Raw genomic sequence first — 24,767 nt, 5'->3', positions numbered from 1 at the left:
GCGGCCGGTCGAACTGTCCAGAATGACGCCTTGTGTGGTATCTTTGGCGCATGAATACACGCATCGTCATGCCGTGCCAGGCTACCCGGAAAACGCCGCCCGGCCCCCTTTCCGATGATGCCGTGGTCGCGCCGCCTCGGCGCCGTCGGCCGGCTTGCAGAGAGGCTCACGCTAATGAGTGATACCCCTTCCCAGCGCATCACCAGCGGCAAGAAATATCGCAACGATCAAGGCATCGCCGCCATCAAGGACGGCATGAAGTCACGCGAGCCCTCCGAAGGCGGCGTGGGCGGTCGCAAGCCTCAGTGGCTGCGCGTCCAGATGCCCGGCGGCGAGCGTTTCGAGGCCGTCAAGCGCAACGTCAAGGAACATCGGCTCAGCACCGTCTGCGCCGAATCCCATTGCCCCAACATGGGAGAATGCTGGAGCAACGGTACCGCCACCATCATGCTGATGGGATCGGTCTGCACCCGTGCCTGCCGTTTCTGTGCCGTCGACACCGGCAACCCGCGCGGCTGGCTGGATCACGAAGAGCCGGCGAACACCGCGGAATCGGTGGAACTGATGGGCTTGCGCTATATCGTGCTGACCTCGGTGGACCGCGACGACCTGCCCGACGGCGGTGCCGGCCACTACGCCGCCTGCATCCGCGCGATCAAGGCACGCACCCCCCAGGTCGCGGTGGAAGCCCTGACGCCGGACTTCGATGGCGTGCCCAGTGCCATCGAGGAAGTCGTCGACTCCGGCCTAGAGGTATTCGCCCAGAACGTCGAGACCGTGGAACGCCTGACCGGCCGGGTTCGCGACCCGCGGGCCGGCTACCGCAAGACGCTCGATGTCCTGGCGCATGCCAAGCGCCATCGCCCCGAGGTGATCACCAAGACCAGCCTGATGCTGGGGCTCGGCGAGACCGAGGAGGAGATCCTGCAGACCTTCGACGACCTGCGCGAGATCGGCGTCGATATCGTCACCCTGGGGCAGTATCTGCAGCCGACACGCAATCACCTGCCGGTGGAGCGCTGGGTCACCCCCGAGGAATTCGAGCACTATCGCCAGCAAGGCCTGGCCAAGGGCTTCATGGAAGTGCCCTCCGGCCCGCTGGTGCGCTCCAGCTACCGCGCGGATCGCGTGTTCGAGAAGAACAACCTGGGCCTGGCGGAACCCGCCACGGTGCCCGGGCAGGCCTCGGACCCCGACCGCATCGCCGCCGTCAACATCGGCTGACGCACGCCACCTCCGACAGCATCGGCAACGCGAACGGCCCGCAGTGGAACCAGTCCACTGCGGGCCGTGTCGTTGAAGGCTGCGCACGGCGCGGTCAGGCGGGCACGGTATCCATCGGCGTCAGTCGACGGCCGAGTTGCCGGGCCAGGCATTCGGCCAGTTCGAGAGCCACGGCCTCGCAGCCCGGACAATCGTCGACGAGATCGACGAGACGTGTCATCGCCATGCCGGCATGGCCGCAGGGGTTGATACACTGGAAGGGGGCCAGGTCGCCGTCGACGTTGAGCGCCACGCCATGAAAGCTGGCGCCGCGACGAATGCGCAGCCCCAGCGAGGCGATCTTGGTCTCGCCCACGTAGACCCCGGGCGCATCGGGGCGCGCCCGGGCCGTGACGCCATGCGCGGCCAGCAAGTCGATGACCGCCTGCTCGAGCGCGCTGACCAGCTCGCGCACTCCCAGCTTGCCACGACGCACATCGATCAGCGGATACAACACCACCTGCCCCGGCCCATGATAGGTCACCTGCCCGCCTCGATCGGTAGCCACCACGGGGATGTCCCCGGGCATGAGCAGGTGCTCGGCCTTGCCCGCCTGCCCCTGGGTGAACACCGGGTCGTGTTCGACCAACCAGAACTGATCGGGGCTGTCGGCATCGCGCGTGTCGGTGAACTCGCGCATGGCCTGCCATACCGGCACATAGGGGCGCCGCCCAAGGCGATGCAATTCGATCGGGGGAAGCCCGCGCTCGGCGGCCATCACATCACCATGTGCACGCGCCCAGTCGCCTTGAGCGAATGGAACAATGCATTGAGCTGCTCATGCCCCGTGGCCCGGATGACCACGCGCACGGATTGAAAACGCCCGTTGCGACTATCGACCATGCGCACGCTGCTGCGGTCGAACCCCGGCGCATGCTGCTCGACGATATCCAGCACGGCGGCCTTGAAATCGGGCGCCGCGTCACCGACGATCTTGATGGGATACTGACAGGGAAACTCGATTTTGGGTGCGTCCTGCGACGCCCCTTGCTCGGTAGGCGAAGTCTGTTGCATGGGTAGAACGGCCTCGTATGGGCTCGGCATGATATGTCCGAGTATTCTACTCAACCTTACCGCGACGACCAAGGGCGGCGCCGACCCGACGCCACCCTCCACCGCCGGATCAGTCAAAGAAGCCGTTCACGAACTGCAGCACGCTATCCCAGATCCGCTTGAAGAAGCCGCCCTCGTCGATCGACTCCAGTGCCACCAGCGGCCGCTCGTCGAGCACCTCGCCGTCCAGCACGATCTTCAAGGTTCCCAGGCGATCGCCCGCGCTCACCGGCGCCTCGATGGTTTCGCGAATGTCGAGCTGAGCGCTCAGCTCGTCGCTGCGCCCACGGGGCACGGTCAAGTAGACATCGTCGGCGACGCCCAGACGCAATTCGTCCTTCTCGCCTCCCCAGATGCGGGGCGTATTGAGCACGGCGCCGCTTTCGTAGAGACGTTGCGTCTCGAAGAAGCGGAACCCGTAGCTCAGCAGCTTCTGGGTTTCCTGGGCCCGCGCTTCATCGGAGTCGGTTCCCATGACCACGGCCACCAGGCGCGTACCGTCCTTCTTGGCGGACGCGACCAGGCAATAGCCGGCGGCCTCGGTGTGCCCCGTCTTCAAGCCATCGACGTTCGGGTCGCGCCATAGCAGGCGGTTGCGGTTCGGCTGGCGAATGTCGTTCCAGGTGAAGTACTTTTCGGAATAGACCTCGTAATGGTCGGGGTAGTCCTTGATGATGTGCTGAGCGATGACCGCCAGATCGTGCGCCGAGGAGTAGTGTTCCTCGTGGGGCAGCCCGGTGGGGTTCATGAAATGCGTGTGCTCGAGCTTCATCCGCGCCGCCTGCTGATTCATGAGATCGGCAAAGGCGTCCTCGCTGCCCGCGATATGCTCGGCCAGCGCCACGCTGGCATCGTTACCCGACTGGATCACCACGCCCCGGAGCAGATTGTCGATGCTCACCTTGCTGCCCGGATTGAGAAACATCCGCGAGCCGCCGGTCCGCCAGGCGTTTTCGCTGATCGTGGCCTCGTCGTCGCCACTGATGTTGCCGGCATCGATTTCGCGCTCGACGATATAGGCCGTCATCATCTTGGTGAGACTGGCCGGCGGCAGTTCCTTGTCGGCATTGTGCTCGACCAGGATCTTGCCGCTATCGGCGTCCATCAATACCCATGCCGACGCCGCCAGCTCCGGCGCGGACGGTACCATGGAAGATGGCACCGGCGACGGTTCCGGTGGATTCTGGGCATGTGCCGTTGGCGCGAGGACGCCGATACATAGCGTGACCAGTAGAACAACGCGTAACAGTGACGATTGAGCGAACACTCTCATGACAACATTTCTCGCTAAGCGGGGTTACTCGGCAGCGGACACCACAAACGACTGGTCGAAACCCGCCTCTTGCAGTGCCGCCTGGATGGAATCGATATGTGCTGCATCGCGAACCGGCCCGACCTGGACCCGGTACAACGACGCTTCCTTGCGCACGCGCACCGGGCGCGACAGACGATCTTTCAGGCGCGCCTCGAGCGCCCTGGCATTCGTCGCGGACCCGAAGGCCGCCACCTGAACGTAACGTGCCTCGCGCGCTGATGACTCGGCGGCGGGCGACGATGTCTGCGCGACGGCCTCGTCCTTGGTGGAAGGCGCAGCCTGCGATGCCGGGCGCGACGATCCGGTACGCTCATGCTGCTCGGCCCATTGCCTGGGGTCAATGGCCTCGACACGAACGTGCCCCGTGCCGCCACCGAGAATCTTCAGGCGCGCCGCCGCCGCATAGGAAAGGTCGATCAACCGATCGCCATGGAACGGACCGCGATCGTTGATGCGCACGATGACGTCACGACCGTTGTCGAGATTGGTGACCCGGGCGTAGGTCGGCAAGGGCAGCGTGCGGTGTGCCGCCGACATCTTGTACATGTCATAGGGCTCACCGCTGGCAGTGTCATAGCCCTGGAACTTCGTGCCGTACCATGACGCCTCCCCTTCCGCTTCGTAGCCGCTTGGGTCGGACAGCACATGGTAGGTCTTGCCCCACACTTCGTAGGTGGAGCGATTGCCGCTCTTGGCTCGCGGCTCGACCTTGGGCACCGCGTCCGGCACCTGGGACACGTCCGGCGGTGCATCCGGATAGGCGTCGCGCTGCTGGGCGTAGCGACCGCCTCCCTCGCTGGCGCAGCCAGCCAGCAAGAGGACCAGCATGCAGAGCAGCGCCCCGCCCCACTTCATGCCGGGTCTCCGTCGAGCGCCGCCTGGATGCGCTCGGCGAGATCGTGTACCGCCATGGCGTACAGATGGCTGTGGTTGTAACGCGTGATGACGTAGAAATTGCGATGCCCCAGGGCATACCGGTAGCGGCCATCGGCCAGCTCCAGCGACAGGGGCACCACGCTCCCGTCCACCGATGCGCCGTCGCGCGGCACGATGCCGGCCGAGGCCAGCCGCGCCGCCTCGAGATAAGGCGCCCGGGTGGCGTTGAAGTCAATGCCGTCGGGGGGCGTCGCCGGTCCCTCGGCCGGCGTCACCACGGGGGCGTCGCGCCGCCAGCCATGTTCGGCGAAATAATTGCCCACGCTGCCGATCGCATCCACGGGGTCTTCCCAGAGATCGCGGCGACCGTCGCCGTCGAAATCGACCGCATAGGCCTGGTAGCTCGTGGGAATGAACTGCGGATAGCCCATGGCCCCGGCATAGGATCCCTTGGGCATTTGCGGCGAGATGTCCTGCTCGAGCGTGATCTCGAGAAAGGCCGCGAGCTCGCCCTGGAAGAAGTCGCCACGCGAGGGATGATGGAACGCCAGGGTGGCCAGGGAGTCGAGCACGCGGTGGTCGCCCTTGTGCTGCCCATAGCGCGTCTCGACGCCGATGATGGCGGCGATGTAGGCCGGCGGGACGCCGAATTCGCGCTCGGCGCGCGCAAACGCCTCGCGATGCGCCTCGATGAATGCCACCCCTTCCTGAACGCGCCTGGGCTGCACGAAGATATCGCGGTACTCGTGCCAGCTCAGCCGACGCTCCGCGGCTCCCTGCATGGCATCCAGCACGTTCTGCCGGAAGCGTGCATGCTGCAGCGCCCGCGTCACCTCGTCGCGTGCCAGGCCTTGCCGGGCCACCCCATCGAGCCATTGACGAATGTTCTCATGCGAGGCGGGATCGAAATCCGGTGCCGCCTGCGCCGCGCCTCCGCACAGCCCCAGGAACATCGCCGCCAGTAGCGGGCCGAATTTTTTTCGCTGGGCGCGTGTCATGTTCCGCTTCATCAGGCACAGGCTCCTTGGCCCTGGTATGTGGTCGCTATCCTTGCGTGTCTTGGCATGCCTAGCGCGGCAGCAACCGCCGGTGGCTGTGAACGGACATGAGGATACCGAAACCGATCAGCAAGGTCACGCTGGACGTCCCCCCGAAACTGACCAGCGGCAACGGCACTCCGACGACGGGCAGAATGCCGCTGACCATGCCGATATTGACGAAGACGTAGATGAAAAACGTCAGCACGATGCTGCCCCCCACCAGGCGTCCATAGGTGTTCTGCGCGGTATTGGCGAGAAACAGTCCGCGCCCCACGATCAGGACATAGAGCGCCAGGAAGACCAGCATGCCGATCAGCCCCCACTCTTCCCCGAGCACGGCGACGATGAAGTCGGTGTGACGTTCGGGCAGGAACTCCAGCTGGGACTGTGTCCCCAGTCCCCATCCCTTGCCGAAGACCCCGCCACTGCCAATGGCGGTCTTCGACTGGATGATGTTCCAGCCCGCGCCCAGCGGATCGCTTTCCGGATTCAGGAACGTCAGCACGCGCTGGCGCTGATATTCATGCATGTTGAACCACAAAAGCGGCAAGGCCGACGCCGCCAGTGCCCCCAGCAAGGCGATCACTCGCCACGACAGCCCGGCGAGGAAAATGACGAAGACCGCGGCACACGCCACCAGCAGCGACGTTCCCAGGTCGGGCTGACGCATGATCAGCATCACCGGGAAGCCGATGATGAAGCCGCACACCAGCAAATCGCGGGTATTGGGCGGCAGCGGGCGCTTGCAGAGATAAGCCGCGACCATCATGGGGACCGCCAGCTTCATCAATTCCGACGGCTGAAAGCGGATCACGCCGGGGATTTCCAGCCAACGCTGCGCCCCCATGCCGATATCGCCCATGATCTCCACCGCCAGCAGCATCGCCACGCCCGTGCAATAGGCCAACGGCGTCCAGCGGTACAGGGTGCCCGGCGAAAACTGGGCGACCATGAACATGGCCAGCAAGGCAACCCCGAAGCGCATGCCCTGTCCCATGGTGACCGCCGGACTCATGCCGCTGGCGCTGTACAGGACGACCAGTCCCGCCCCCATCAAGGTCAGCAGCAGCAGCAGCAGCCAGGGGTCGAGATGCAGGCGCGACCACAACGAACGCTTGCGCCCCATGCCATCGGACGATGCCGGACTGAATCGACGCCACTCAAGTCCCTTCAACTTCGACGTCCTCCTCGATCAGTTTCTCGGCCTGGTGGGTGTTCTCGTCATCGGGCAAAAGCCACTCGTCCGCCAGCGCACGGGCCAGTCCGGCGGCGTGCGAACTGCCGCCCCCCGCGTTCTCGACGATCACGGCAATGGCGATCTGGGGATCGTCCACCGGGGCGAACGCCGTGAACAGGGCATGGTCCCGCAGGCGCTCCCTGAGTTCATCGGCATCGTATTTCTGGTTTTGCCCCAGCGAAAACACCTGCGCCGTCCCCGACTTGCCGGCCATTTCATACTTCAGCCCCTTGCCGATGTGGCGCGCGGTCCCTTCACGACCGCTGACCACTTTCTGCATGCCGCTGAACACGTCGTCCCACCAGGCATCCTTGTCGAGCTCCACGTCCTGCCTGGTGTTCTCGAAAGGCGGCTCGACCGTGGTCTCGCCGACACGCTTGGCAAGATGCGGACGCACCCAGTGCCCGCGATTGGCCAGGGTCGCCTCGGCGGTGGCGAGCTGCAGGGGCGTGACCATCCAATACCCCTGGCCGATACCGGCCGAGAGCGTTTCCCCGGGGTACCAGGGCTGATCGTACTTCGCGCGTTTCCATTCACGCGACGGCACGGTACCCGCCGAGGCGCCCTGCACGTCCAGCGAGTTGACTTCGCCGAAGCCGAACTTGTGCATGAAGCTGGATAACGCGTCGATCCCCAGGCGATGCGCCATGGTGTAGAAGTACGTATTGTTGGACACGGCCAGGGCACGCTCCAGATCGACTCGGCCATGCCCCCAGCGCAGCCAGTTGCGGTAATGGCGGGAGTCGTTGGGCAGCTTGTAGTAGCCGGGATCGTAGATGACCTCGTCCGGTGTCACCACGCCGTGCTGCAATGCCGCCAGCGCTTCGAACGGCTTGATCGTGGAGCCCGGTGGATAGTGGCCGCGTACGGCCCGGTTGAACAACGGCAGGTCGAGGTCCTGCTGCAGGGCTTGATAGTCCTTGTAGGAAATGCCGGTCACGAACTTGTTCGAGTCGAACCCCGGCGCCGACACCATCGCCAGGATATCGCCCGTCTGGGGCTGAATGGCGACGATGGACCCGCGCCGGCCGTCCAGCAGATCGTACGCCAGCTGCTGCAGGCGCGTATCGATGGTCAGCGTCAGGTCCTTGCCCGGTTGCGGCGGTGTACGCTCAAGCTCGCGAAGCACGCGCCCGCGCGCGTTGGTCTCCACCTTGCGCAAGCCGGCCTGCCCGTGCAGGGCGGCTTCGTACTGCTTCTCGATCCCGGTCTTGCCGATATAGTGCGTACCCGCGTAGTTGCCACCGTCCAGCGATGCGAGCTCCTGCTCGTTGATTCGCCCCACGTAGCCCAGCACGTGCGACATGATCTTGGGGTCGGGATAATAGCGCAGCCATTGCGCCTCGACCTCGACACCCGGAAGCCGGTAGCGATTGACGGCCAGGTGGGCAATCTGGCGCTCGCTGAGATCGCTCATCAGCAAGGCCGGTTGATACGGCCGCTGACGCTGGCGCGAGCGTTTGCGGAACGCCGCGACCTGATCTTCGTCCAGCCCCAGGACATCGACCAGTCGCTCGAGGGTGGCGTCGAGATCGTCGACTCGCTCGCGCACGATGGTGAGGTTATAGGTCGGCCGATTCTCCGCCACCAGCTTGCCCTGACGGTCGTAGATCAAGCCCCGGGTCGGGGGCAGCGGCTCGACCCGGACGCGGTTGTTCTCCGAGCGGGTGGTGAACACCTCGTGTTCGACGACCTGAAGGTAGAACAGGCGGGCACCGAGTCCGCCGGCCATCAACAGCACGAGCACGGCGGCCAGGAACGAGCGGCCACGGAAGACCCGGACCTCGCGTTCGGTATCCTTGATTGCGTCGCGACGTTTACGCATGGGTCCCCGATAACAAGCGGGAAGGTGGAAGGCATTCACCCCGGCACGTCATGGCCTGGATGCTCATCGGTGATAAGGGTGCCCGGCCAGCAAGGTCCAAGCACGATACAGCTGCTCGGCCAATAGAATGCGCACCAGCGGATGCGGCAGCGTCAGTGCCGATAGCGACCAGCGCTGTTCGACGCGCGACAGCAAGCGGGGGTCGAGCCCGTCCGGCCCGCCCACCAGCAGTGCCACATCGCGCCCGTCCTGCCGCCAATGATCGGCATTGGCGGCGAGGCGCTCGGTACTCCAGTGTTGTCCGTCGACGGCCAGCGCGATGACACGCTCCTGATCGCGCAGCTTGGCCAGCATGGCATTGCCCTCGCCCTGAATCGCCCGCGCCACGTCGGCATTCTTGCCGCGTTTGCCGGGCGCGATCTCGACGATCTCGACGCTGAAATCCCGCGGCAGCCGCTTGAGATACTCGTCGACGCCTCGTGTCACCCAGTCGGGCATGCGCGTTCCAACGGCCAGAACGCGGAGTTTCATCCACGCACCCCGCCCAGCGCCTCCTCGGCAACCGCCCCATCGCTGGGAAGGTCGGACCACAGACGTTCGAGATCGTACAACTGACGCGTCTCGGGCAGCATGACATGCACCACGAGTTCGCCCAGATCGACCAGGACCCAGTCGCTGCCCTGGCGCCCCTCGACCCCCAGGGGACGATAGCCGGCTTCCTTGACGGACTCGACCACGCTTTCGGCCAAGGCCCCCACGTGTCGGCTCGACGTACCGCTGGCTACGATCATGGTATCGGTGACGCTGGTCAGCGAAGCAACGTCAAGTTCGGCAACATCGCGTGCCTTGAGTTCCTCGAGCGTGTTCATTACCAGCGTTTTGAGTGCTTCGGTCTGCATAGCTCCTCGTTCATGTGTCGTCGCCCTGCTTGGGCAAGGTCGCATTCTACCGCGCTGCCACCAAACCGCCAGGGCTCACGATAAAAAGCCGTGTCGGCGTCCCGAGGGCCGCCGCGACGGCGCATTGTCAAGCGTAAAGCCCGCGCGCCAGGAGATCGCGCTCCACGGCCTCGGGCACTAGATAGCGGATGCTGTCGCCACGGCGCAGCCGCTCGCGTATCGACGTGGCCGAGATGGCCATGCGCGTGGGCAGACGCAGCGCCAGCAGGGATCCGGCTGGCGCCTGCATCAGGGTCTCGACATCCGACACCTCGCGCCCCGCCACCAGTTCCTGCAAGGCCGGCGCCAGAGGACGGTCGTGATCGGGTCGGTCGATGACCACGATGTGCGCCAGATCGAACAGCCGCTGGGGCTCGTGCCATTCGGCCAGATTCAGGTAGGCATCGTGGCCCAGCGCCATGACCAGGCGTGCCTGCGGTCCCAGCTCTTCGCGCAGCGACGCCAGGGTGTCGGCGGAATAGGACGGCCCGTCCCGGGCGATCTCGCGGTCATCCACCGCCAGGCCGGGCGTATCGCCGATGCCAAGCGCCAGCAAGGCCGCGCGCCGCTCGGCACTCACGCCCGGCGTCGCACGGTGAGGAGGCACGCGTGCCGGCACCATGTGAACCCGATCCAGCTCGAGTGCTTCGCGCAGCTCGACGGCGCTTCGCAGATGCCCCATGTGCACAGGGTCGAAGGTTCCGCCGAGCATGGCCACCCGGGCCGGACGCGCCTCAGCTGCGCACATGGCCGTCGCCGTACACGATGTACTTTTCGCTGGTGAGGCCTTCGAGTCCGACCGGGCCGCGGGCATGCAGCTTGTCGGTGGAGATGCCGATCTCGGCCCCCAGGCCATACTCGAAGCCGTCGGCGAAACGCGTCGAGGCGTTGACCATGACCGAGCTGGAATCCACCTCGGCGAGGAAGCGCCGGGCATCGGTCACGCTCTCGGTCACGATGGCATCAGTGTGATGCGAGCCGTAGGTATTGATATGCGCGATCGCCTCCTCCAGGGAGTCGACCACGCGTACCGCCAGAATCGGCGCCAGGTATTCGGCATGCCAGTCATCCTCGGTGGCAGCCACGGCATCGGCCAGCCAGGCTCGTGCCCGTTCGCAGGCGCGCAGCTCGACGCCCTTGCTCGCATAGAGCCGAGCCAGCTCGGGCAGCACCCGCGGGGCGGCGTCGACATGCACCAGCAGGGTTTCCATGGTATTGCAGGGCGAATAACGTTGCGTCTTGGCGTTGTCGGCGATCGCCACAGCCTTGGCATCATCGGCCGCCCTGTCGACGTAGACATGGCATACGCCGTCGAGATGCTTGATCACCGGGACCCTGGCGTCGCGCGAGATGCGCTCGATCAACCCCTTGCCGCCACGCGGCACGATCACATCCACGTACTCGGGCATGGCGATCAGCGCCCCCACGGCCGCGCGATCCGTGGTCGCCACCACCTGCACGCAGGCAGCGTCGAGATCCGCCGCCGCCAAGCCCTGACGAATGCAGTCGGCGATCGCACGGTTGGATTGAATCGCCTCCGAACCACCACGCAAGATGGTGGCGTTACCGGACTTGAGGCATAGACTGGCCGCATCCACCGTGACATTGGGACGCGATTCGTAGACGATGCCGACCACGCCGAGTGCCACGCGCATCTTGCCGACCTGAATGCCAGAAGGGAGATAACGCATGTCGCGAATCTCGCCGACGGGATCGGGCAAGGCGGCCACCTGGCGCAACCCCTCGATCATCGAATCGATGCGCGCAGGGGTGAGTGCGAGGCGGTCCAGCAGCGCCTCGTCGAGGCCATTGGCACGCCCTGCCTCGAGGTCGCGGCGATTGGCCGTCTCGAGTGTCTCTCGGGCGGCGTCCAGGGCCTCGGCCATGGCGTGCAGGGCTCGGTTCTTTTGCGCAGTCGTGGCTCGCGCCAGCATACGCGACGCATCGCGCGCCCGCTCGCCCAGCGCGCGCATGTAGGCCTCGACGTCGGCGATCTCGGGAGCGGAAGTTTCAAGGGCCATGCGGGCAGTCTTCTCCTAGGTATACGGTGGGAAGCACGTGTTTTGCAGCGCTTTCCGGAGCATGACGACAGGTGAACAGCGGCTATACTGCCGGCACCGTTGGGAAAGGAATCACTATACGGCACCATGCAGCGCAAATACAAAACTCCCCTGGCAGGGCTTTTCCTACTGGGCGCGGGGCTGCTGGCCGTGATCGTCTGGCAGGAATCGGACCCCATCGCGCAAGCCTTGCTGGCCCCCTCCAGCGTGCTCCTGGCACTCCTTGCCTGGCACAACCTGACACCGCGCGTCTGGCGCCTGGTGGTGCCCTGCTGCGCCCTGCAGTTGGCGGGACTCCTGTGGCGCGCGCCCCTCGACTATGCCATCGGCCTGTGGGTGTGGCCGATGCTGCTGCTGCCACCGCAGCCCCGAGCGCTGCGTGCCTGCCTGCTGGTGATGGCAGCCTGCGGCTGGTGGCAGGTCCAGTCGACCCTGGCCGTCCCCCAGTCCTTTCTCAGCGGCATGCTGCTGAGCGGGCTGATGCTCCTGGGCCTGGCGCGGGCCGCCGAACACACGCACCTGCGCCAGGAGCTTGAGAATCGCCATCGTCTGGCGCCGGGAAAAGCCCTTTGGTCGCTCAGCCGCTTGCGTCAGGACATCGAGGTCGAGTGGTCGCGGCGCCAGCGCGAGAACGTGCATGTCGAATTGCTCGTCATACGTCCACGGCAACGTGGATACGGTGCCCGGGAACGTCTCGGCGAGTGCCTTCCTGCCCTGACCCGCGCCTTCGAGGGCTGTTACCGCGTGAATCCCCATACCTTCGGTGTGCTGCTGGTATCGCCCGATGCCCAGCATGCCGTGCAGCGGCGTGACGCGCTCATCGCGGCACTCCCCATGGAATGTCGGATGCGCGTGGCCGCGGTGACACCCGATCTCGACCCGCTGACGCTCGGTCACGCGCTGGCCATGCAGACGGACAGTCTGTCTCTGGCTCGCGAAGAGGAGTCCGATCATGCCTGAGCGACGCTTCCCGACACGTTTCCAGACCCTGGCATATGGCTGCGGCACCCTGCTGCTGCTCAGCCTGACGCTGTGGCATTACCTGATGGGACACTACGCACGCATCCTGCCCGCCGCCATCCTGGCCGCGCTGGTGGCCGGCGCCGCCTTGCTGACGCAAAGACGCTACCTGCAGCGGGGCTCTGCCTATATCGTACTGATCAGCGGCTACCTGGCCATCGCCGTGGAAGCTCCCTATCTCGACACCTCGATCAGCCTCTGGATGGGCGTTCCGCCAATACTCACCACGCTGCTACTGCCTCCCGGCGCCGCTCTGCTGCTCAATGTGCTGCTCGCGCCGATGTGGCTGCTGCTGATCAGTATCGCACTGCCCGCGCCTGTCAGCGGCACGCACTACGTCACGCTCGTGGTCATCTCGATCCTGCCACTCGGGTGGTACATGCAGCAGTCCCGATTCCTGAAGTCCACCGATCATCTCGATACACGAAGCGGCATCATTTCGCGCGACACCCTCAGTGAACGGCTCGTCGCCGAGGTCGAACGGGCCCGGGCATTGAACCAATCGCTGAGTGCACTGGTCATTCATCTGCCGCAGGTGGACATGGCCGACGAGCAGTTCGGCCAAACCACGCGGGACACGCTATTGATGACCTTCTGCCGTGTCGTGCAGCGCAGCTCGCGACGCGGCGATGCACTCGGCCAGCATCAGCACAATGTCTTCTGGCTCCTGCTGGCCAATGCCGGCGAGGCGGGGGCACTCATCGTCCGGGAGCGCTTGATGCAGGCACTCGGCGAGACGCGACTGGCCGAGATCGGGGCGATTCAAGCCCAGATCCGCATTTGCCAACTGGCCGATGACGAGAGCGCCGAACGCTTCGAGCAGCGCCTGATTTCACGCGGCCTCAACTTGCTGGAGCCCGATACTTGAACCCGACCGAGTGGCTGTACCAACTTTCGCCATCCCCCTCGTTGCTGCTCTCCATCGTCCTGCTCGTCGCGCTGTGCGAATCGCTGGCCGTGATCGGATTACTGGTGCCGGGCATCGTGCTGCTCACCGCCGCCGCATCGCTGGCTGGCCATCAGCATCTCTCGCTGCCGCTGCTGCTGGCGGCCGCCTTCGTGGGCGCGGCGGTGGGCGATGGCCTGAGCTTCTGGCTGGGGCGCCGACAGCGCGAACGCGTGCCGCGCCTGTGGCCGTTCTCGCGACACCCGGAATGGCTGGCGAGAGGCATCACGTTCTTCAAGCGGTATGGCGACCTTTCGATTCTCATCGGACGCTTCGTCGGTCCGGTAAGGCCCATCGTGCCGCTGGTTGCCGGCATGATGCACATGTCGACATGGCGCTTCGCGGCAGTCAATATCGGCTCGGCCCTGCTGTGGGCGCCCGCCTACCTGTTGCCGGGGTACCTGCTGGGCCACTCTTGGGATCGCTTGATCGACCTGCCGCCCAGCAGCGAACGCTGGCTACTGATGTTGGCCATTCTCCTGACCGTGCTGGGCGTGGGCTTTTCCTGGCTGCGTCACCAGCTCGGTCGCGAGGGACAGCTCTACAGGCGACTGGCGCAGGCATCGCGCACACGCCCTTGGCGGCGGCGCGTCTGGCTCACGTTGAGCGCCGCCCATCCGCGCAACGAAATTCCCCTGGCCTCCCTGGCGCTGTTGATCGGCAGCCTGATCGCCCTGTGTGGCTGGACGCTCTGGGTACTCGAGCACCCCGACACCTCCCTGCCCATGGACCGACAGCTGCACGCACTGCTGGCCCCGCTGGCCGACGGCTGGCCAGGCGACGTCAGCGCCTTCATGGCGCTCAGCGGCGACGCCCTGGGCGTGACCGCGCTCAGCCTGCCGTGGCTGCTCTGGCTGCTCGTCGCCCGGCGTTTTGCCGCCTTCTTTCACATCACCGCGGCACTGGGCGGCATCGGAGTCGCCAACACGCTGTTCAAGTACCTGGCCGCCCGGCCGCGCCCCGAGACGCCCGACTATCTCGTCGGCTCGTTCTCCTACCCCAGCGCACACACGTCCACTAGTGTGGTACTGCTGGGCCTGACGGCGGCCTTCATCGCCGAGGCACTCCCCGGCAGGCAGCGCCTGTGGGCCTACTGGGGCGCCATCCTGGTCTGTCTGCCCATGGCGCTGTCGCGCCTGATTCTGGGCGTGCACTGGGTCAGCGACCTGATCGGCGGCGCCCTGCTGGGCCTGGTGGTCTGTGCCTTGACGCGATTGAGCTATCAGCGCTTCGTGCGCGCACCGCTCACGTCCTGCCCATGGCCGTGGCTGGCGGGGGCCTCGCTGCTGCTGCTGACGGTACGCGTCATCTGGCTGCCCTATGTGTGATGCCTGATGCCCGCGTGCACCGGAACACTCAGCCCAGCGCCAGCCAGATACCGACCCCGACCATCAAGCTGCCGGCAATGCGGTTCAGCAGCTGGACATTGCCGCTGCGGCGCAGGAAGCGGCTGGCCGTGCGCCCGCCGCCGGCATAGATCAGCAGACAGGTCAGCTCCAGGGTCAGGATCACGCCGACCAGCGCGACCAGCTGGGGCGCCAGCGGACGGCCGGATTCCAGAAAGGGCGGCAGCAAGGCGATGAAGAATGCCCATCCCTTGGGATTGGCGACCGCCGTCACGAACCCCTGAACGATCAACTGGACCCGCGATACATCGGGCACCGCGTCACTCGCCTCGGGGATCGCCAGGCGCCCTTTGGAGCGCCACATCATGACACCGAGATAGATCAGATAGGCGCCGCCGACCCACTTGAACACGGCGAACACTTCCGGGTAGCGCAGCATCAAGGTGGCGACCCCGACCACCGCCGAGACCGCCACCAGGCCAACGCCCACCAGCTCGCCGAGCATCATCCACAAGGCGCGCCGCACCCCGATCGTCATGCCCAGCGTCATGGAAAGCGTCATGCACATGCCCGGGGTCAACGACACCATGAAAAACGTCGGCACGAAGACCGAAAGCAACGACAGGCTGATCATGTGGCTTCTCCCCAGCGCGGCATCAGAGCATGCGCAATGCCCAGTTGATTGAGAATGCGCGCCACGATGAAGTCGATCATGTCGTCGAGCGTCTGTGGGCGGTGGTAGAACCCGGGGGCCGCGGGGAGTATCACCGCGCCCATCCGGGTCAGCGTCAGCATGTGCTCGAGATGAATGGCCGAGAACGGCGTCTCGCGTGGGACGAGGATGAGCTGACGCCGTTCCTTGAGCGCCACGTCCGCGGCGCGCTCGATCAGGTTGTTGCTCGCGCCGGTGGCGACCGCCGAGAGCGTTCCCGTCGAACAGGGGCAGATCACCATGGCACTAGGCGCACCGGACCCCGAGGCCACGGGCGCCATCCAGTCCTCCCGGGCGAAGCAGCGAATCTGGCCCGGCGCGGCACCGCTTCGCTCCCGCAGCGCCTCGCTCAAGCGCTCGGGGTTCGACGGCAAGCTCTCGTCGGTTTCGGTGGCGATGACCATGTGCGCGGCCTTGGAGATCAGCACCAGCACCTGATGCCGCGCCGCCACCAGGCAGTCGATGAGCCGCAGCCCGTACTGCGCCCCGGATGCCCCCGTCAACGCCACGGTGACAGGCGCTTCGAACATTGCTTCATCCGCCATGCCGGGCCTCCAGTGCCGCCAGCAACTTTTCGTGGATACCGCCGAACGCCCCGTTCGACATCACCACGATCCGGTCTCCCGGACGCGCCTCGGCCACGATGGCCGCGACCAGGGCCGGCATCTCGTCGCTCACCGTCGCCGGCACCGGACAGGCCGCCGCAAGCGCCTCCAGCGACCATTCGACCTCCGGTGGCCGATACCACCAGACGCGGTCCGCCGCCGCCACGCTGTCCGGCAAGCGCTCGCGCATGCTGCCCAGACGCATCGTATTGGAACGCGGTTCGATCACCGCCAGCAGCCGCCCCGCGTCGGTCGCCGCTGCCAGCCCCTCGAGCGTGGCGGCGATGGCCGTGGGATGATGGGCGAAGTCGTCGATGACCTGAATGCCGCCGACCTCGCCTCGCACCTCCTGGCGTCGGCGCGGCGATTCGAAGCGTGCCAGCGCCGCCGCCCCTGCCTCGAGGGCGACACCGCAGGCCGACGCCGCAGCCAGGGCCGCCACCGCGTTGGCGACGTTGTGACGCCCGCTCAGCGCCCAGTCGACGTGCGCGACGCGCTCGCCATGACGCACCGCGAAGCGACGGCCATCGGCGCTTTCCAGCCGCCACTGCCATGAGGCGTCGTCGCTGGCACCGAAACGCACGACGGGGCTCCAGCAGCCTTGCGCCAGCACGCGCTCGAGGGCGGGCTCGCCCGCCGCCACCACCAGTTGCCCTTGCCCGGGGACGGTACGTACCAGATGGTGGAACTGACGCTCGATGGCGGCCAGGTCGGGAAAGATGTCCGCGTGATCGAACTCGAGGTTGCCCAGCACCGCGATATCCGGGCGGTAGTGGACGAACTTGGAACGCTTGTCGAAGAAGGCCGTGTCGTACTCATCGGCCTCGACCACGAACGGCGCCCCGGGCTCTCCCAGTCGCGAGGACACGCCCAGATTGCGCGGCACCCCGCCGATCAAGAACCCCGGCGCCTGGCCGGCCGCCTCCAGAATCCACGTCAGCAGACTGGCGGTCGTGGTCTTGCCGTGAGTGCCGGCCACCGCCACCACGCGCCGGCCCGGCAGCACCTGCTCGGCCAGCCACTGCGGGCCCGAGACGTAGGGCAATTTGGCATTGAGCACGGCCTCCACCTCGGGGTTGCCGCGCGACAATGCATTGCCGATGATCACGAGATCGGGACGCGGCATCAGGTTGTCGGCGGCATAGCCCTCGCAAAGGGCGATGCCCGCCTCTTCGAGCTGAGTGCTCATCGGCGGATAGACGTTGGCATCCGAACCGCTGACCTGATGTCCGAGCGCCTTGGCCAACCGCGCCAGACTCCCCATGAACGTACCGCAAACCCCTAGAATATGGACGTGCATCTGAGCCTCCTGCCATGATGCGGCGAGCCTAGCATGGCGCCGCGCGACCCACCAGCCGAGCGCCCTGGCATAGGCATCGACCGTCGATGTCGGCTATCATTCGCTCATTCATGCGCCCAGACCCAGGAGCACCACAAGTCCCATGGCCCAGCACAATGCCTTTTACGCCCAGTCCGGTGGCGTCACCGCCGTCATCAACGCCAGCGCCTGCGGCGTCATCGAGACCTGTCGTCGCCATTCGGACAAGATCGGCAAGGTCTACGCCGGCCACAACGGCATCATCGGCGCCCTGACCGAGGATCTCATCGACGTTTCCCAGGAAAGCGACGAGGCGATTGCCGCACTGCGCCATACGCCGGGCGGCGCGTTCGGTTCCTGCCGCTACAAGCTCAAGGACATCGAGACGCATCGCGCGCAATACGAGCGCCTCATCGAGGTATTCAAGGCGCATGACATCCGCTACTTCTTCTACAACGGCGGCGGCGACAGCGCCGATACCTGCCTCAAGGTGTCGCAGCTCTCGGAAAAGATGGGCTACCCGCTGACTGCGATTCACGTTCCCAAGACCGTCGACAACGACCTGCCGATCACCGACAACTCTCCCGGCTTCGGCAGCGTGGCCAAGTACATCGCCACCTCGACCCGCGAAGCGGCGCTGGATATCGCTTCCATGTGCGCCACTTCCACCAAGGTGTTCGTGCTCGAAGTGATGGGCCGTCATGCGGGCTGGATCGCCGCGGCCGGCGCCCTGGCGGGCAACGGCGAAGGCGAGCCCCCTCACCTGGTCATCTTCCCCGAGCTCCCCTTCCAGCGCGCCCGGGTCATGCAGCGCGTCGACGAGGCCGTCAAGAAGTACGGCTATTGCGTCATCGTGGTCTCCGAGGGCGCCCGTTACGAAGACGGCACCTTCCTCGCCGACGCCGGCAATACCGACGCCTTCGGCCACCGTCAGCTGGGCGGCGTGGCGCCGACGCTCGCCGGCATGATCAAGCAGGACCTGGGCTACAAGTACCACTGGGCGGTGGCCGACTACCTGCAGCGTGCCGCACGCCATCTGGCCTCCAGAACCGACGTCGAGCAGGCCTATGCGGTGGGGCAGAAGGCCGTCGAGCTGGCCCTGGAAGGCAGGAATGCCATGATGCCGACCATCAAGCGCGTCAGCGAGACGCCCTACGAATGGCGCATCGATGCGGCGCCGCTGGCCGAAGTGGCCAACAAGGAGAAGTTCATGCCCCGCGACTACATCCGCGAGGACGGCTTCGGTATCACGGAGGCGGGTCGCCGCTATCTGTCACCGCTGATCCAGGGCGAGGATTTCCCGCCGTTCGAAAACGGCCTGCCCAAGGTGGCCAAGCTCGACAAGGTCAAGGTGCCGCGCAAGCTGCCCGCCTTCGAGCTCTGAAGACAGACACGCCCCTCCCGAACGACGCCCCGGCATGGATCATGCCGGGGCGTCGTCGTCTTGCCTGGCGAGGCATGTCTAGTGGTGGGCTCGATGGGCAAGCCGGCAATGCCTCACGATGAGGTCACCTCATCCCAGCGCGGCTTGCCATCACGCAGCGGCACACGCTCGCCATCGGGCTTTTCGTCGAGCCTGACCTCGTGCGACTGGCCGTCCACCCGATACCGAACCTTGAAGCCCACCGTTTCGCTCTGCGCGTCGTTGACGGTTTCGCACCGCCGCTGCGTGGTCGTGTAGGTATCGCCGTCCTGCAGGCGCTCCTGCACTTTGTTGCCGGCATAGCCGCCGCCGAGTGCACCGGCCACGGTTGCCAGCGTCTTGCCGCTTCCCCCGCCGAACTGATTGCCGACCACGCCACCCACCAGGCCGCCAATGGCCGACCCGGCCAGCTGATGCTCGTCCTGCACGGGGCGCCGCTTGGTGACGGTCACGTCGCGGCAGACCTCACGGGGCACCTGCTGCGTTTCGACGATGGGCGCGACATCGACGATGTCGGCATACTCGGGGCCGGCATTTCCCTGCTGGTAGGCGCCGATCGCGACGCCGCCGGCGATCCCCAGTGCGGCAATGGCACTGCCAATGATGATGGGCTTGTTCATCTCTTGCCTCCTTGTATTCACGCGAGCCACGGGCACCCCGCCGACCTCCTGTCGGTGGCCTGGTGCCCGGGCGCCTGACTGTCGCGTCCACTCGGCAAGCGATGCATGACTGAGACGAAAGGAATGTTACCCGAAGTTAAAGTCCAGCGGGAGCCCGAAAGGGTTATAGAACAGCGTTTTCACATTGTCTGCGAAATTGGCGTCATGCCGTTGCCATCCGGCGACGGCACCTTCCTTTTCAGGGATCAGGACGTGGCAGACGCGCCGTGCGGGCCAGGGCCGCAAACGGGACACGCCGGGTCGCGACCGACATTGAAGCGTCGCCACTCTCCGCTCAGGCCATCGAACGTGGCCAGGCCGCGATGTGACTCACCGACGCCGGCGAGAAGCTTGATCGCCTCGAGCGCCTGAAAGGTGCCGATGATGCCCACCAGAGGGGCGATCACGCCGTTTTCGGCGCAGCGCAGCGCTTCGTCGTCACCGTCCTCGCCGTAAAGGCAGGCATAACAGGGCGAGGCCGCATCACGCGCATCGAAGACCGCCAGCTGACCCGAGAAGCGAATCGCCGCGCCGGATACCAGCGGCGTTCGCGTGGCGACACAGGCACGGTTGATGGCATGGCGGCTGGCGAAGCCGTCGGTGCAGTCGAGCACGACGTCCGCCTCCGTCACCGCACGCTGCAGCGCCTCCCCCGCAAGCCGCGAGGCAATGACGTCCACCTGGCAGGCCGCATTGAGCCGCCGCGCCGAGACCGCCGCCGACTCGGCCTTGCCACGGCCCAGATCACGCTCGTCGTGGGCGATTTGACGCTGCAGATTGGACAATTCCACCACATCGTCGTCGGCGATGGACAGGCGCCCCACCCCGGCGGCGGCGAGATACAGCGCCACGGGCGAGCCCAGCCCTCCCGCGCCGACGATCAAGGCATGCCCCGCCAGCAGGCGCTGCTGCCCCGCCACATCGAACTGCTCGAGCATGATCTGGCGGCTATAGCGCAGCAGCGCGGTATCGTCCATTTCCGTCATGACATTCATCACCTTAGTCGCGCGCAGCGCCCGGGGGCGCCGTCATGTATCGAGCCGCTCGATATCGGGCACATGCAGCGAGACCTCTTCCTTGACTTCTTCCATCACCACGTAGCTCTTGGACTCCTTGACACCGGGCAGCGTCAGCACCACGTCGCCCAGCAACTGGCGATAGGCCGACATCTCGGGAATGCGGCACTTGAGGATGTAATCGAACTGGCCGGAGACCAGGTGGCATTCTTGAATCTGCGGCAGCTTGGCCACGGCCCGGCGGAACTCGTCGAATACCGCCGGCGACTGCGTTTCCAGGCTGATCTCGACGAACACGAGCAGGTTGGCCTTGAGGGCCTTGGGATCCAGCAGTGCCTTGTAGCCACGGATGATGCCGGCCTTTTCCAGACGCTTGACACGCTCCAGGCAGGGCGTGGTCGACAGCCCCACCCGGGAGGCCAGATCGACGTAGGAAATGCGGGCGTTGTCCTGCAGGCAGCGCAAAATGTTGAGATCGATGCGATCGAGCGATCGGGTCTTGGCTTTCATTATATTATTGTTCCGAGACGTTGAATGGCAAAGGAAATACCCGCGACGGCACCGGCGGCATCAAGCGGCCGCCAGGCGTCGGCACCGTCGAGTGCGAGGCGTATTACTACCACATTCGCCGCCCGCGCCTCCAGACGCGCCGCGCCTTCCTCCACGCGCATCGAGTCTGTCCCCACGTGCGTCGAATCAACGAGCGCCGTGCCCCGCCGCATCGGGCGCACGCCCCAGAGTGACGCGCTCGCGGGCCCCGAGGTCCGCGACACTGGCGACATCGCGATAACCGGCACTCGTCAGGATCTCGCGCACCCGCGCCGCCTGCGTCATGCCGTGCTCCATGGCCAGCCAGCCGCCCCCAGCGAGATGGGCCCGCGCGGTCAGCGCGAGGTGACACAGGTCGGCAAGCCCGGCGTCTTCCGCCACCAGGGCCGAGCGGGGCTCGAAACGCACGTCGCCCTGGGCGAGATGCGGGTCGTCCTCGGCGATATAGGGCGGGTTGGCCGCGATCACGTCGAACGTCTCGTTGCCGAGGGCAGAGAACCAGTCGCTGACCAGGAAGGTGGCGTTGCTCAGTGCCAGGCGCTCCGCATTGGCCGTCGCCAGGCGTACGGCGCCGGGTACCTTGTCGACCCCGACGACATGCCACGCCGGTCGCTCCGAGGCGAGCGCCAGCGCGATGGCACCCGATCCCGTGCCCAGATCGAGCGCGCGCCCGGTGGCATGCGGCATGCGAGCCAGCAGCGCTTCGACCAGGCATTCGGTGTCGGGGCGCGGAATGAGCGTCGTGTCGTCGACACGCAGCACGAGCCCCCAGAATTCACGCTCCCCGGTCAGGTGCGCCACGGGATGCCCCAGCGACCGCGCCGCGATCAGGGCGTCGAACCGGGCCCATGCCGGAGGCACAATCTCGCGGTCGCCCCAGGTATACAGCCAGGCTCGCGTGACGTCCGCGGCATGCATCATCAGCACCTCAGCGTCCAGACGCGGCGAGGGGCTCCCCGAGGCCTGCAGCCGCATCGTCGCGCGTGCCAGCAAGGCATCGAAGGTCATCACGAGGCCTGCAGGGCCGACAGTTGCTCGGCCTGGTACTCGTGGATCAAGGGATCGATCACCTCGCCGAGCTCACCCGCCATCACGTCGCCGAGCTTGTAGAGCGTCAGATTGATGCGATGGTCGGTAATGCGCCCCTGGGGGAAGTTGTAGGTACGGATGCGCTCGCTGCGGTCCCCCGAGCCCACCAGCGAGCGCCGCGTATCGGCCTGCTGCTGGCGCTGTGCGTCCACCGCGGACTGCTTGAGGCGAGCCGCCAGCAGCGCCATCGCCTTGGCCCGGTTCTTGTGCTGGCTGCGTTCTTCCTGGCACTCCACCACCAGTCCGCTCGGCAGGTGCGTGATGCGAATCGCCGAATCGGTGGTATTGACGTGCTGACCGCCGGCCCCGCTGGAGCGAAAGGTATCCACGCGCAGATCGTTGCTGTTGAGTTCCACCTCACCGACGGCGGAGGCCTCGGCCATCACCGCCACGGTGCACGCCGAGGTATGAATGCGCCCCTGGGACTCGGTGGCCGGCACCCGCTGCACGCGGTGCGCGCCCGACTCGAACTTGAGACGCGCATAGACATTGTCACCGCGTACGCGCGCGATCAGTTCCTTGTAGCCGCCCTGCTCGCCATGACTGGCATTGATCACCTCGATGCGCCAGCCGACCTTTTCGGCATATCGCGAATACATGCGAAACAGGTCCCCGGCGAACAGGGCCGCCTCGTCACCGCCGGTGCCGGCGCGAATCTCGAGGAAGACGTTGCTGGCATCGTCGGGGTCCCTGGGCACCAGCAGGCGCTTGACGTCCGCATCCAGCGCCTCGAGACGCGCCTGCGCCTCCCGCCATTCTTCCTCCGCCAGCTCGCGCATCTCGGGATCACTGTCCTCGCGCATCTGCTCGGCGGCCTCGAGGTCGTCCTCGGTGCGCCGATAGCTGCGCCACGCCTCGATCAGCGGCTCGAGTTCGGCGTACTCGCGTGAATAATCGCGAAAGCGCGCCTGATCAGCGATCACGTCGGGCTCGGCCAGCAAGGCGGCGAGTTCTTCGAAGCGTTCCTGGAAGCCATCGAGACGTGTGCGCAGAGTCGCTTTCATGCAGAGTCCTGTGTCGATGCGGCCGGGTCGATCAACAGGGTATCGGCCGCCTTGAGAATATCGTGTCGTGCCTCGCCCGACGCTTCACGCAAGCGCAGGGTGGGACCATGCAGCAACTTGTTGGTCAATTGACGTGACAGACGCTGCAAGACCTTTTCGGGATCCTCGCCGCGCGCGAGCTGCGCCAGCGCCTGACGCTCGGCCTCCTCGCGCAGCGCCTCGCCCTGCTCGCGGTAGCGCCGGATCAGATCCCCGGCACCCCGCACGCGGCGCTCGTGCTGCCAGTGCTGAATGCCATGCTCGATCAGAGACTCGGCCTGGGCGGCGGCCACGGCGCGTTGCTTGCGGTTTTCCTCGATCACTTCCTGCAAGTCGTCGACGCTGTACAGGAAGACATCGTCCAGCTCGCCCACCTGGGATTCGATATCGCGAGGGACGGCGATGTCGACCATGAACATGGGGCGATGACGACGCTTCTTCAGGGCACTTTCGACCATGCCCTTGCCCAGGATCGGCAGCGGGCTCGCCGTTGAGGAGATGATGATGTCGGCATGCGCCAGGGCCTGGGGAATCTCGCCCAGGGAAATCGCCTCGGCATCGACTTCGTGGGCCAGGAGCTCGGCACGCTCGCGGGTACGATTGGCCACGGTCAGCCCCCGGATACCCGCTTCGCGCAGGTGCCGGGCCACCAGCTCGATGGTCTCGCCGGCGCCGATCAACAGCGCACGGGCACGGCCGAAGTCATCGAAGATGTGGCTGGCCAGGCTGACGGCGGCATAGGCCACCGACACCGGGTTTTCGCCGATGCCGGTCTCGCTGCGTACCTGCTTGGCGACGGAAAAGGTGTGCTGGAACAGGCGCTCCAGCTCGCCCCCCAGCCCCGCGTTGTCACGCGCGAGCTGATAGGCTTCCTTGAGCTGCCCCAGGATCTGCGGCTCGCCCAGCACCATGGAGTCGAGGCCCGCCGCGACACGCATCAGGTGCCGCGCCGCCTCGCCATCGAGGTAGTGGTAGGCGCTTTGCATCAAGGTTTCCGGCGGCAGCGCGTGGAAGCGCCCCAGCCAATCGAGCACCTCGCGCTCACCTTGCGAGTCGGTCACGCAATAAAGCTCGGTGCGGTTGCACGTCGACAGTACTGCCGCTTCGTTGACGCCGGGCAGCGACTTGAGTTCGGCCAACGCGCCCGCCAGCTCGGCCGGCGTAAAGGCGACCTGCTCGCGAACCTCGATGGTCGCGGTCTTGTGGTTGATCCCCAGGGCGAGAAGCGTCATGAAATCACGGTCATCACATCGGTCTATCGGCAGCGTCCGGCCTTTGCGTTCGGGCGCGGCGGACAATGTGGGGGCGACGAAGCCGGAATACCAGCCCCGCCCAATGCGCTGCAGGATCGATATCCTAGCATAGGCGTAAGACATTTGGGCATGCCGGGACAAGATGTCGCGAGCGGCCGGGTTCCCGGCCGAAGCGCTTTGC

At 66.0% G+C, this 24,767-nt stretch carries 25 protein-coding genes; 5 read left to right on the top strand and 20 right to left on the bottom strand.

Annotated elements, in window-relative coordinates:
- Positions 1-174 precede the first annotated feature (174 nt).
- The gene (lipA, locus tag CSAL_RS07910; protein ID WP_035409999.1) at positions 175-1,224 is read left to right on the top strand and encodes a lipoyl synthase; all 1,050 of its coding nucleotides are present in this window, start codon (positions 175-177) and stop codon (positions 1,222-1,224) included.
- 94 nt (positions 1,225-1,318) lie between these two features.
- Here the strand turns inward: lipA and lipB are convergent, their stop codons facing one another.
- From lipB to CSAL_RS07855, 11 genes are all read right to left on the bottom strand, one after another.
- Complete coding sequence (lipB, locus tag CSAL_RS07905) at positions 1,319-1,981, bottom strand: lipoyl(octanoyl) transferase LipB (protein ID WP_011506850.1); 663 nt, start codon at positions 1,979-1,981, stop codon at positions 1,319-1,321.
- Positions 1,981-2,277, bottom strand: a complete 297-nt coding sequence (locus tag CSAL_RS07900) for an HP0495 family protein (protein WP_011506849.1) — start codon at positions 2,275-2,277, stop codon at positions 1,981-1,983. Before CSAL_RS07900 ends, lipB begins: the two co-directional genes overlap by 1 nt.
- A gap of 109 nt (positions 2,278-2,386) precedes the next feature.
- Complete coding sequence (locus tag CSAL_RS07895; RefSeq protein ID WP_043558204.1) at positions 2,387-3,589, bottom strand: D-alanyl-D-alanine carboxypeptidase family protein; 1,203 nt, start codon at positions 3,587-3,589, stop codon at positions 2,387-2,389.
- 24 nt (positions 3,590-3,613) lie between these two features.
- Positions 3,614-4,486: a septal ring lytic transglycosylase RlpA family protein gene (locus CSAL_RS07890; protein WP_011506847.1), complete on the bottom strand. Its 873-nt coding sequence runs from the start codon at positions 4,484-4,486 to the stop codon at positions 3,614-3,616.
- A complete protein-coding gene (gene mltB, locus CSAL_RS07885) occupies positions 4,483-5,505 on the bottom strand; it encodes a lytic murein transglycosylase B (RefSeq protein ID WP_043559249.1) in 1,023 nt (340 codons plus the stop codon). Before mltB ends, CSAL_RS07890 begins: the two co-directional genes overlap by 4 nt.
- Positions 5,506-5,575: 70 nt before the next feature.
- Entirely contained in the window at positions 5,576-6,673 is a 1,098-nt protein-coding gene (gene rodA / locus CSAL_RS07880; protein WP_083831090.1) for a rod shape-determining protein RodA, read from the bottom strand.
- Positions 6,674-6,707: 34 nt separating this feature from the next.
- A complete protein-coding gene (mrdA, locus tag CSAL_RS07875) occupies positions 6,708-8,609 on the bottom strand; it encodes a penicillin-binding protein 2 (RefSeq protein WP_011506844.1) in 1,902 nt (633 codons plus the stop codon).
- Positions 8,610-8,672: 63 nt separating this feature from the next.
- Complete coding sequence (gene rlmH / locus CSAL_RS07870; protein WP_011506843.1) at positions 8,673-9,140, bottom strand: 23S rRNA (pseudouridine(1915)-N(3))-methyltransferase RlmH; 468 nt, start codon at positions 9,138-9,140, stop codon at positions 8,673-8,675.
- Positions 9,137-9,508: a ribosome silencing factor gene (rsfS, locus tag CSAL_RS07865; RefSeq protein WP_011506842.1), complete on the bottom strand. Its 372-nt coding sequence runs from the start codon at positions 9,506-9,508 to the stop codon at positions 9,137-9,139. The genes rlmH and rsfS overlap by 4 nt, the downstream gene beginning before the upstream one ends.
- Before the next feature lie 127 nt (positions 9,509-9,635).
- Complete coding sequence (nadD, locus tag CSAL_RS07860) at positions 9,636-10,295, bottom strand: nicotinate-nucleotide adenylyltransferase (RefSeq protein ID WP_011506841.1); 660 nt, start codon at positions 10,293-10,295, stop codon at positions 9,636-9,638.
- On the bottom strand, positions 10,282-11,568 hold the full coding sequence (locus CSAL_RS07855) for a glutamate-5-semialdehyde dehydrogenase (RefSeq protein ID WP_011506840.1): 1,287 nt from the start codon (positions 11,566-11,568) through the stop codon (positions 10,282-10,284). Before CSAL_RS07855 ends, nadD begins: the two co-directional genes overlap by 14 nt.
- A 126-nt stretch (positions 11,569-11,694) precedes the next feature.
- Between CSAL_RS07855 and CSAL_RS07850 the strand changes: the two genes are divergently transcribed.
- The 3 genes from CSAL_RS07850 to CSAL_RS07840 are packed head-to-tail and all read left to right on the top strand — an operon-like array spanning position 11,695 to position 14,901.
- Entirely contained in the window at positions 11,695-12,567 is an 873-nt protein-coding gene (locus CSAL_RS07850; RefSeq protein WP_011506839.1) for a GGDEF domain-containing protein, read from the top strand.
- Complete coding sequence (locus CSAL_RS07845; RefSeq protein WP_011506838.1) at positions 12,560-13,495, top strand: diguanylate cyclase domain-containing protein; 936 nt, start codon at positions 12,560-12,562, stop codon at positions 13,493-13,495. Before CSAL_RS07850 ends, CSAL_RS07845 begins: the two co-directional genes overlap by 8 nt.
- Positions 13,492-14,901: a bifunctional DedA family/phosphatase PAP2 family protein gene (locus CSAL_RS07840; RefSeq protein ID WP_011506837.1), complete on the top strand. Its 1,410-nt coding sequence runs from the start codon at positions 13,492-13,494 to the stop codon at positions 14,899-14,901. The genes CSAL_RS07845 and CSAL_RS07840 overlap by 4 nt, the downstream gene beginning before the upstream one ends.
- 28 nt (positions 14,902-14,929) lie before the next feature.
- Here the strand turns inward: CSAL_RS07840 and CSAL_RS07835 are convergent, their stop codons facing one another.
- Genes CSAL_RS07835 through mpl form a run of 3 tightly spaced genes read right to left on the bottom strand, consistent with a single transcriptional unit; the run spans position 14,930 to position 17,536 of the window.
- Positions 14,930-15,553: a LysE family translocator gene (locus CSAL_RS07835; protein ID WP_011506836.1), complete on the bottom strand. Its 624-nt coding sequence runs from the start codon at positions 15,551-15,553 to the stop codon at positions 14,930-14,932.
- Positions 15,550-16,176, bottom strand: coding sequence for a flavin prenyltransferase UbiX (locus tag CSAL_RS07830; RefSeq protein WP_011506835.1), 627 nt, complete (start codon positions 16,174-16,176; stop codon positions 15,550-15,552). Before CSAL_RS07830 ends, CSAL_RS07835 begins: the two co-directional genes overlap by 4 nt.
- Positions 16,166-17,536: a UDP-N-acetylmuramate:L-alanyl-gamma-D-glutamyl-meso-diaminopimelate ligase gene (gene mpl, locus CSAL_RS07825; protein ID WP_011506834.1), complete on the bottom strand. Its 1,371-nt coding sequence runs from the start codon at positions 17,534-17,536 to the stop codon at positions 16,166-16,168. Before mpl ends, CSAL_RS07830 begins: the two co-directional genes overlap by 11 nt.
- 142 nt (positions 17,537-17,678) lie before the next feature.
- Here mpl and CSAL_RS07820 point away from each other — a divergent pair, with 142 nt between their 5' ends.
- Complete coding sequence (locus CSAL_RS07820; protein WP_011506833.1) at positions 17,679-18,938, top strand: 6-phosphofructokinase; 1,260 nt, start codon at positions 17,679-17,681, stop codon at positions 18,936-18,938.
- A 113-nt stretch (positions 18,939-19,051) separates the two neighbouring features.
- On the opposite strand, the gene CSAL_RS07815 is transcribed toward CSAL_RS07820, so the two are convergent.
- The 6 genes from CSAL_RS07815 to hemA all read right to left on the bottom strand — a co-directional run bounded on the left by CSAL_RS07815 (position 19,052) and on the right by hemA (position 24,565).
- A complete protein-coding gene (locus CSAL_RS07815; protein WP_011506832.1) occupies positions 19,052-19,597 on the bottom strand; it encodes a glycine zipper 2TM domain-containing protein in 546 nt (181 codons plus the stop codon).
- Positions 19,598-19,842: 245 nt separating this feature from the next.
- Positions 19,843-20,622: a HesA/MoeB/ThiF family protein gene (locus tag CSAL_RS07810; RefSeq protein WP_011506831.1), complete on the bottom strand. Its 780-nt coding sequence runs from the start codon at positions 20,620-20,622 to the stop codon at positions 19,843-19,845.
- 42 nt (positions 20,623-20,664) lie between these two features.
- A complete protein-coding gene (locus CSAL_RS07805; RefSeq protein ID WP_011506830.1) occupies positions 20,665-21,162 on the bottom strand; it encodes an Lrp/AsnC ligand binding domain-containing protein in 498 nt (165 codons plus the stop codon).
- Positions 21,163-21,348: 186 nt separating this feature from the next.
- Positions 21,349-22,209: a peptide chain release factor N(5)-glutamine methyltransferase gene (gene prmC / locus CSAL_RS07795; protein WP_011506829.1), complete on the bottom strand. Its 861-nt coding sequence runs from the start codon at positions 22,207-22,209 to the stop codon at positions 21,349-21,351.
- Entirely contained in the window at positions 22,209-23,294 is a 1,086-nt protein-coding gene (prfA, locus tag CSAL_RS07790) for a peptide chain release factor 1 (protein ID WP_011506828.1), read from the bottom strand. The genes prmC and prfA overlap by 1 nt, the downstream gene beginning before the upstream one ends.
- The gene (hemA, locus tag CSAL_RS07785) at positions 23,291-24,565 is read right to left on the bottom strand and encodes a glutamyl-tRNA reductase (RefSeq protein WP_011506827.1); all 1,275 of its coding nucleotides are present in this window, start codon (positions 24,563-24,565) and stop codon (positions 23,291-23,293) included. Before hemA ends, prfA begins: the two co-directional genes overlap by 4 nt.
- Positions 24,566-24,767 lie beyond the last annotated feature (202 nt).

It is taken from the genome of Chromohalobacter israelensis DSM 3043 (assembly GCF_000055785.1).
GTDB lineage: Bacteria > Pseudomonadota > Gammaproteobacteria > Pseudomonadales > Halomonadaceae > Chromohalobacter > Chromohalobacter israelensis.
The sequence above is the reverse complement of the archived record's forward strand: the minus strand, read 5'-3'. Positions and strand labels throughout refer to the sequence as shown.

Coding starts and splice junctions, on each gene's coding strand:
- lipA (WP_035409999.1), top strand. CDS start 175: ATGAGTGATACCCCTTCCCAGCGCATCACCAGCGGCAAGAAATATCGC.
- lipB (WP_011506850.1), bottom strand. CDS start 1,981: ATGGCCGCCGAGCGCGGGCTTCCCCCGATCGAATTGCATCGCCTTGGG.
- CSAL_RS07900 (WP_011506849.1), bottom strand. CDS start 2,277: ATGCAACAGACTTCGCCTACCGAGCAAGGGGCGTCGCAGGACGCACCC.
- CSAL_RS07895 (WP_043558204.1), bottom strand. CDS start 3,589: ATGAGAGTGTTCGCTCAATCGTCACTGTTACGCGTTGTTCTACTGGTC.
- CSAL_RS07890 (WP_011506847.1), bottom strand. CDS start 4,486: ATGAAGTGGGGCGGGGCGCTGCTCTGCATGCTGGTCCTCTTGCTGGCT.
- mltB (WP_043559249.1), bottom strand. CDS start 5,505: ATGACACGCGCCCAGCGAAAAAAATTCGGCCCGCTACTGGCGGCGATG.
- rodA (WP_083831090.1), bottom strand. CDS start 6,673: ATGGGGCGCAAGCGTTCGTTGTGGTCGCGCCTGCATCTCGACCCCTGG.
- mrdA (WP_011506844.1), bottom strand. CDS start 8,609: ATGCGTAAACGTCGCGACGCAATCAAGGATACCGAACGCGAGGTCCGG.
- rlmH (WP_011506843.1), bottom strand. CDS start 9,140: ATGAAACTCCGCGTTCTGGCCGTTGGAACGCGCATGCCCGACTGGGTG.
- rsfS (WP_011506842.1), bottom strand. CDS start 9,508: ATGCAGACCGAAGCACTCAAAACGCTGGTAATGAACACGCTCGAGGAA.
- nadD (WP_011506841.1), bottom strand. CDS start 10,295: ATGTGCGCAGCTGAGGCGCGTCCGGCCCGGGTGGCCATGCTCGGCGGA.
- CSAL_RS07855 (WP_011506840.1), bottom strand. CDS start 11,568: ATGGCCCTTGAAACTTCCGCTCCCGAGATCGCCGACGTCGAGGCCTAC.
- CSAL_RS07850 (WP_011506839.1), top strand. CDS start 11,695: ATGCAGCGCAAATACAAAACTCCCCTGGCAGGGCTTTTCCTACTGGGC.
- CSAL_RS07845 (WP_011506838.1), top strand. CDS start 12,560: ATGCCTGAGCGACGCTTCCCGACACGTTTCCAGACCCTGGCATATGGC.
- CSAL_RS07835 (WP_011506836.1), bottom strand. CDS start 15,553: ATGATCAGCCTGTCGTTGCTTTCGGTCTTCGTGCCGACGTTTTTCATG.
- CSAL_RS07830 (WP_011506835.1), bottom strand. CDS start 16,176: ATGGCGGATGAAGCAATGTTCGAAGCGCCTGTCACCGTGGCGTTGACG.
- mpl (WP_011506834.1), bottom strand. CDS start 17,536: ATGCACGTCCATATTCTAGGGGTTTGCGGTACGTTCATGGGGAGTCTG.
- CSAL_RS07820 (WP_011506833.1), top strand. CDS start 17,679: ATGGCCCAGCACAATGCCTTTTACGCCCAGTCCGGTGGCGTCACCGCC.
- CSAL_RS07815 (WP_011506832.1), bottom strand. CDS start 19,597: ATGAACAAGCCCATCATCATTGGCAGTGCCATTGCCGCACTGGGGATC.
- CSAL_RS07810 (WP_011506831.1), bottom strand. CDS start 20,622: ATGACGGAAATGGACGATACCGCGCTGCTGCGCTATAGCCGCCAGATC.
- CSAL_RS07805 (WP_011506830.1), bottom strand. CDS start 21,162: ATGAAAGCCAAGACCCGATCGCTCGATCGCATCGATCTCAACATTTTG.
- prmC (WP_011506829.1), bottom strand. CDS start 22,209: ATGACCTTCGATGCCTTGCTGGCACGCGCGACGATGCGGCTGCAGGCC.
- prfA (WP_011506828.1), bottom strand. CDS start 23,294: ATGAAAGCGACTCTGCGCACACGTCTCGATGGCTTCCAGGAACGCTTC.
- hemA (WP_011506827.1), bottom strand. CDS start 24,565: ATGACGCTTCTCGCCCTGGGGATCAACCACAAGACCGCGACCATCGAG.